This is a genomic window from Mycobacterium sp. 1165196.3, from assembly GCF_001673415.1.
Taxonomy (GTDB): domain Bacteria; phylum Actinomycetota; class Actinomycetes; order Mycobacteriales; family Mycobacteriaceae; genus Mycobacterium; species Mycobacterium europaeum_A.
This window is the reverse complement of the sequence record NZ_LZLU01000069.1, coordinates 1-6,226: the sequence shown is the minus strand read 5'-3', so window position 1 is coordinate 6,226 and position 6,226 is coordinate 1. Positions and strand designations below refer to the sequence as shown.

Below are 6,226 nucleotides of genomic sequence, written 5' to 3'. Positions count from 1 at the left end.
CGGCGTCGACGCGATGCCGTGGCTGCTGGCCGGCGCCAAGACCCTGTCCTACGCGGTGAATATGGCGGCCCTGCGCCATGCCGCCCGTCAGGGCGCCGGTGACGTGATCTTCGTCAGCACCGACGGTTACATCCTGGAAGGCCCTCGCTCGACTGTGGTGATCGCCACGGCCCCCGAGACGCCGGAGGATCATCCGCTCCTGCTGACCCCGCCGCCGTGGTATCCGATCCTGCGCGGCACCACCCAGCAGGCCCTGTTCGAGGTGGCCAGGGACAAGGGCTATGACTGCGACTACCGGGCGCTGCGCGTCGCGGATTTGGTTGCCGCCCAGGGCGTTTGGTTGATCTCCAGCATGACCTTGGCCGCCCGTGTGCACACGCTCGACGGCCGCGCGCTGCCGCCGGCGCCGATGGCCGCGGAATTCGCCGAACTGATCGACGCCGCCATCGTCAGCGATCGCTGAGCGCTGAATTCTGTTGTCGGCTGGCCGATCCGCGGGTACGGTCGGCCGTACACAAGGAAGGAGGTGGTCCGCGAAATTGATAGCTTCATGGACATGTGAGGTGGCTGCGCGCTAGCAGCACCTGCTCGGAAGAGCTGGCGTCACACGTGCGCTAGCGAATTCCCCGCAGTCACCCGGCCCCCGAGCTTCCGGTTTGTCCAACCTGGAATACGGCTCGGGGGCCGATCCATGTCCGGGGCGGTTACTGGTTCACCTTCGCGGCGATCTCCCCGGCGAGCTTGCCGGCCTGACCGGTGCCGGCATCCGGGCCGCACACCAGCAGGTCGACGACGACGCTGGACGCCGCGTGCAACGCGTGGTGGCAGACCCGGGTCCCGTCCGCTTCCGTTCTCTGCTGATAGACCTTGGGCGGGGCGCCGGTGACCTCACCGAAAGCCCAGCCCGACGACTTGCCGTTGAAGCTCATGGTGATCGATTGACCCGCGCAGGCCCGCCACTTCTCGGCCGTCGCCGCCACGAACGCCGCGGCCTTCTCGGGCGACGAGAACGCCGCAACCGCTTCGTACACCCGATGCGGCGGGTTCTCGCCGGCGGTGTGTACGGCCTGCCCACTCACCGCGGTGTAGCCGTCGGCTCCCTGATAGACCGAGCTCTCGATGGGCTCCCAGGCGTTTTTGCAGTTCGGGTTGGATAGCGTCGCCCTCAGGTTGCGAAGCTGCCCGGCCTTCTCGGAGACCACCAGGTTCTGGTCGCCGATGATGGCGCCGACCTCGGCGGGGCCGAGCAGATAGGAGTCCAGCTTCGCGCCGTTCGCGGCCGTCGGGCCCGAACCGGCTGCCGCCGCTGATCCGGCGTCCGTGGCCGAGTTGGGGCCGGCCTTGGGTGCCTTGGTTTTGCCGCCCTGCGTTGCCAACACGACGACGATCGCGATCGCGGCAATCACCGCGACGGCGGCACCGCCGATGATCAGCAGCCGCTTGTTCGACCCGGTGCCCGCCGCGGGCGGGACGGGGGCCTTGGCCGACGGCCCGGCGGAGGGCGCGGGCCCGGCCGGCGCTTTCGCTGCGGTCGCCGCCGCCTGCTCCGTGGCGCCGGTTGCCGGTGCGTCCGCCGCGTTGTTCTTGGCCTCGATTTCGGCCAGTACGTTGTCGATTTCGGTGCGGGTGCGGTAGGTGACATCGTGGCGAAGGCGCAGCATGCGCAGCAGCTGGCCGATGTCACCGCGGGCGCTGGGGTCGTCACCGTCCTCGTCGAGCCCGGACCGCAGTTCGATCAGCAGTTGCGTTTGTTGCTGCGGGCTGAGCTCCTTTTCGGCGAGGATATTGCCCAGCCGCGTGATGTACCCGAACGGCACCGGTGGCTCTTCGGGCAGCGGATCCGGCAACGGCACCGGCTTGCTCTGCAGGGCGTGCACCGCGGTGACCAGTTGGATGCCGGCGTCGACGGTCGGCTCGCGGTAGTCGATGATCTGCAATGCCGCAAGGGGATTCACGCGCATGCTGTCGACGTCGCCGATGCGCACGGGAAGGATCGGCCGGTTCAGGGCCCTCGCGTAGCGCAACTCGGCCTGACTGGGCTTGGACTGCAGCCAGTTGTTCGACAGCGCGACGATGAACACGTCGCACGAGCGGATCTGCTCCAAGATCTTGTTCCACCAGGAATCCCCGCCGCCGAGCTCCTGGTCGAACCACACCTGCTGCTGTCCGCGCCGCAGCGCGGTGGTCAGGGCGTCGACCGTCGACCTGTCTTGGCTCGAGTAGCTGATGAACAGCGCCATCGAAGTCTCCTTGGGTGAGGCGGAGCGAACTAACTCGGGCGAAGCCTCGTCGGCTATTGCACGTGCGCCGATACCGTATCAGTGTTGGGTCCGGTCAGAAGGCGCAAATTCAGGGCCATTTGGCACGGAGGCGGGCTGAACTCAGCCGTTGCCCCGATCGAGAACCTGGGCGTCGTCGGACGACCGGATCTCGGCGTAGCGTCGCGCGAATTCCTCACCCGGAACCGGCCATTGCTCGCCGCCCTGCCCGCGGACGACCCAGTCGCCGTCGGCCGCCGCCGCGGGTCCCTCCAGGGTGTTGACGACCTCGCCGGGCTGCGCCGGGCGCGCCTGGACCCGTCCCTTGCGACGCCACCGCCCGTCGCCGGCGGGTTCGTAGGTGTCGCGGAAGATGTCGTCGCGCACCGACCAGACCTTGCCGTCTTCGGAAATCGCCCAGTCCCCGGCGTCGGCCCGCAGGATGTGGCCCGAATCCGACGTCCATGTCCACCCGGTCTCGCGTTGCTCCGCGGCGACCGTGCCCACGCGGGAAAAGGATTGCCACAGCGGGCGTGAGCGAAAGCCCAGCTGCCGCAGGCTCCACAAGGTTCCGGCCAGACTGCGCACCGCGGCGTTGAGCAGCTCCGGGTTGGCTTCGACGGTCGGCCAGTCCACCAACTTGTCGTGAATCTTGCGTGAATCATCGCGTGGCACACCGTATTTCCAGCCGTTGCGGCGGTAGTAACGGCACCAGTCCTCATGCTCTGCCTGGGCCATGCTCATCGCCGCGTGGTGGTCGAACCCCATCAACGCCAGCTGCTCGGTCGGCGCCAAACCCGCCATGTCGCGGCCGGACAACTGCGCCGGGGGGCTGCCCCAGGTGTTCCAGGTATGTCCGGCAATCTGTTCCACCATCCACAAGGCGTTGCGTACCTGGCGGCGGTTGGAGCCGCGGTAGAACTCGTCGAGTTCGGCCCACGGCATCGCGGCGGCCGACCGCGGCGCTCCCGGGTCGATCGTCGAGACGTAGCGCTCGTGGATCAGCCGCGCCGCGCGCTCCCACGCGTCCTGAACCAGTCCCTCCTGGGTGTCGAGCACCAGCGAGTAGGACTGCAGCCGGCCGACGACCTGGATCGAGTCGTCGCTGATGCTGGTGTTGAGATCCGAGGCGTGGATGGGCATTTCGGGGAACCGGGCGGCCAGTCGGGCCGCGGTCGTCGCGGCGTGGGCGTCCACGAAGATCACCGCGCAGCCGGCCGGGTCGGCCTCGCCGATCAGCTTCAGCATGGTCGGCACGGTCGGCAGCTGGGCCACGGCGTCGATCTTCGGCCCCTCCGATACGAATCCGGCCTGCCGACGGTAGAACTCGTGATCGGCCAGGTAATCCTCGGCGTCGCGTTCGACCAGCGTCAGCGCGGGCAGCGGCACCGCGTCGGGTGGAGTGTAGAAGTCGCGCTCCAAAGCGCGCTGGGTTAGATTGGCGCACAGGGCAAGGGTCAATTGCGAAGTGCCGCAGACGAACACGCGTCGCGTCCGGCGGGTCGCGCTGATGGCGTCCAGGAGCCTGCCCGCCGTCACCTCGTATTTGCCCACAACGTCGGCCGCCCACCGCGTGTCGGAGCCACCGAACTGCTGGGCACGCCACGCCTGGGCCAGCCACGGGTCGTCCATCCGCACGATGAGCGGCAGCCGCCGCTTGTGGGCGACCTCGGAGAGCCGGCGGCTGATCAGGTCGAGCCACAGCAGGTTGATCGCCGGATCGGGTGCCATCAGGTAGAGCCGAGAAAGATTGCGCCACAGTCGAAGTGACACCAGCGTGGATGGGGTGTCGAAGTCCACCAGGACCACCCGGGCGCCCTGTCGGCGGGCGCGCGCCACGCGGTCGTCGCTGGCGCCGGTGACGACCACCAGGGTGCTGCGCCGGTCCAGCGTGCGCGCCACCGCGCTGATCATCGACTGGGTGTCGGCGTCGACCCCGACGATGACCGTGACCGAGTCGGCCAGGTTGGCCCGCAGCCGGTCCACCTGCGACCGGAACACGCCGACCACCACGCCGCCCAATCCGGTGAAAATCGCCGCCAGCGCAGCGATCCGGGCCAGCTCTAGCCCGACGGGCGTGGGGTTCGGGCAGGTTCGCCCGCTCACCGAGAAGTCACCGGTGCTGCCCTTGACCAGGCTGGCCGTCGCCATCAGCGGGGTGAAGAAGGCCGGGTGATTGGCGTCGTGACATCCCCAGTAGGAGGTGAGGCCCAGCACAGCGCCCATGCTGACCAACGCAGCGATCACGGTGAACGAAACCCCCACCACCCGGTGGCTGCTGTCCGATCGGAAGGTCAGCACACACGCCGCGATGAGCACCGTGACCACGATCGCCAGCGTCGGCATCGATCCGGGCCGGCCGAACCATCCCAGCGAGGCCGGCAGCGCGTCAAGGACCGAGGGCCGCAGATCCAGGACAGCCAGATACAGGATCAGAAGCAGGCCGGTCGCGCTGACCGCTCGGCGCACCACAGGCGAGGGTGACCGCTTGGGACGCATCCGACCGACCTCCCTTCCGGGGCATATCGTCGCCCATCGGATGCTCGGAGGTCGAACAGTACACGCAGAAAAAGGCGGCCGCGGGCCGTTGCTAGCCGGCGAACCGGGACAGCCGCGCCGAAAGATGCGGCACCAGACCGCCGTCGGCGTCCACCCGCTCCTCGACGTAGGCCAGGTCGCCGCCCTCGACGATGCCGTAGAGGCGTTTGGCGCCGCCGACCAGCACGCCCGACCGGCTGCGGGCCAGCGCGTCGGTGACGAGCTCCCAGGACGACTGGGTCAGGGGGCGGCCGTAGAACAGTTCGACGTAGCCCGCCGAATGGGCCAACAGCAGTTCGATCGCGTGGGATTCGCCGGGATCGTCGAGATCACTGACGAAGCGCCAGAAACCGGTCTCGCGCAAACCGCGTTCCTCATAGTCGCCGGTCTCGCTGAGCCGCCACGAGCGGGCTTCCCAATTCAAATAGTCGCCGCCGTCGTGCGAGACCACGATCTGCTGACCGAACCGATAGTCCCCGTCCTGCCCGCGACCTTCGCCTTCCCCGCGCCACACGCCGACCAGCGGCAGCAGCGCCAGCAGGTCATCGCTCAGATTGGCGCCCTCGCGCAGGTTCGCGGTGTCGGCGGGCAGGGGCAGGTCATCGTAGGAGGGGATGTTGCGGCCGGCGGTCAGCTTGGCGCGCTCAGCGGCCGCGGCCACGGCCCGATCGCCGGAGCCGGCGGAACTGAACGGTTGATCGGGGGTCATGCGCGCCGCTCCTCACCTTCGCTGCGCGCAGGATCGTCGCCGGCTGAGGTCATGCGCGCCGCTCCTCACCTTCGCTGCCCGCAGGATCGTCGCCGGCGCGGGTCACGACTCGTCGGTGATGAGCCGGTAGAGGGTGTACAGGGCGAACCATGAAATCACCACGACCGCCACAACCAGCATGATCTCGAAGAACAGCACCACGGGGACAAGTCTATTCGTCCCGCGGTGTCCGCGTCTGGGGCGGCTGGTGAGTCAGGCGATCTTGACGTCGACCTCGTGGATGCCCGCGCCCGACGGAGCCACCACGGCGTCGCCGTTGCCGGCCTTCGACAGGGCGCGCAGGGTCCAGGATCCGGGTGCGGCGAAGAACCGGAAGTCACCGGTGGCCGACGCCACCACCTCGGCGGTGAATTCGTCGGAGGAGTCCAGCAAGCGGACGAACGCGCCGCCCACTGCCTGGCCGTCGCCGTCCACGACGCGACCGGTGATCACCGTTTCCTTCTCCAAGTCGACGCTGGCGGGCAACGTCAGTCCTTGTTTCGGTGCAGAGCACATATCAGCTTCCCAACTCGATCGGGGCGCCCACCAGGGAGCCGTATTCCGTCCAACTGCCGTCGTAGTTCTTCACATTCCGATGCCCGAGCAATTCATAAAGAACGAACCAGGTGTGCGACGACCGCTCGCCGATGCGGCAGTAGGCGATCGTTTCCTTCTCCCCGTC

General features: G+C 68.2%; 6 protein-coding genes. 1 reads left to right on the top strand and 5 read right to left on the bottom strand.

Annotation, left to right across the window (positions count from 1 at the left end; genetic code table 11):
- Positions 1–463 (top strand): aminodeoxychorismate lyase (locus A5659_RS06745; protein WP_156748873.1); only part of this gene is annotated, 463 nt, incomplete at its 5' end.
- A gap of 241 nt (positions 464–704) precedes the next feature.
- Here A5659_RS06745 and A5659_RS06740 read toward each other — a convergent pair.
- From A5659_RS06740 to A5659_RS06720, 5 genes are all read right to left on the bottom strand, one after another.
- Entirely contained in the window at positions 705–2,240 is a 1,536-nt protein-coding gene (locus tag A5659_RS06740) for a sensor domain-containing protein (RefSeq protein WP_067179965.1), read from the bottom strand.
- 141 nt (positions 2,241–2,381) lie between these two features.
- Positions 2,382–4,757, bottom strand: a complete 2,376-nt coding sequence (locus tag A5659_RS06735; RefSeq protein ID WP_067179963.1) for a hypothetical protein — start codon at positions 4,755–4,757, stop codon at positions 2,382–2,384.
- Positions 4,758–4,848: 91 nt separating this feature from the next.
- Positions 4,849–5,505 carry an FABP family protein gene (locus A5659_RS06730; RefSeq protein WP_067179960.1) on the bottom strand — a complete coding sequence of 219 codons (657 nt, stop codon included), beginning with the start codon at positions 5,503–5,505 and terminating at the stop codon, positions 4,849–4,851.
- 252 nt (positions 5,506–5,757) lie between these two features.
- Complete coding sequence (locus tag A5659_RS06725) at positions 5,758–6,060, bottom strand: DUF1416 domain-containing protein (protein ID WP_066880637.1); 303 nt, start codon at positions 6,058–6,060, stop codon at positions 5,758–5,760.
- Position 6,061: 1 nt separating this feature from the next.
- A partial coding sequence (locus A5659_RS06720; protein WP_255362098.1) for a sulfurtransferase occupies positions 6,062–6,226 on the bottom strand: 165 nt, incomplete at its 5' end.

Coding starts and splice junctions, on each gene's coding strand:
- A5659_RS06740 (WP_067179965.1), bottom strand. CDS start 2,240: ATGGCGCTGTTCATCAGCTACTCGAGCCAAGACAGGTCGACGGTCGAC.
- A5659_RS06725 (WP_066880637.1), bottom strand. CDS start 6,060: ATGTGCTCTGCACCGAAACAAGGACTGACGTTGCCCGCCAGCGTCGAC.
- A5659_RS06735 (WP_067179963.1), bottom strand. CDS start 4,757: ATGCGTCCCAAGCGGTCACCCTCGCCTGTGGTGCGCCGAGCGGTCAGC.
- A5659_RS06730 (WP_067179960.1), bottom strand. CDS start 5,505: ATGACCCCCGATCAACCGTTCAGTTCCGCCGGCTCCGGCGATCGGGCC.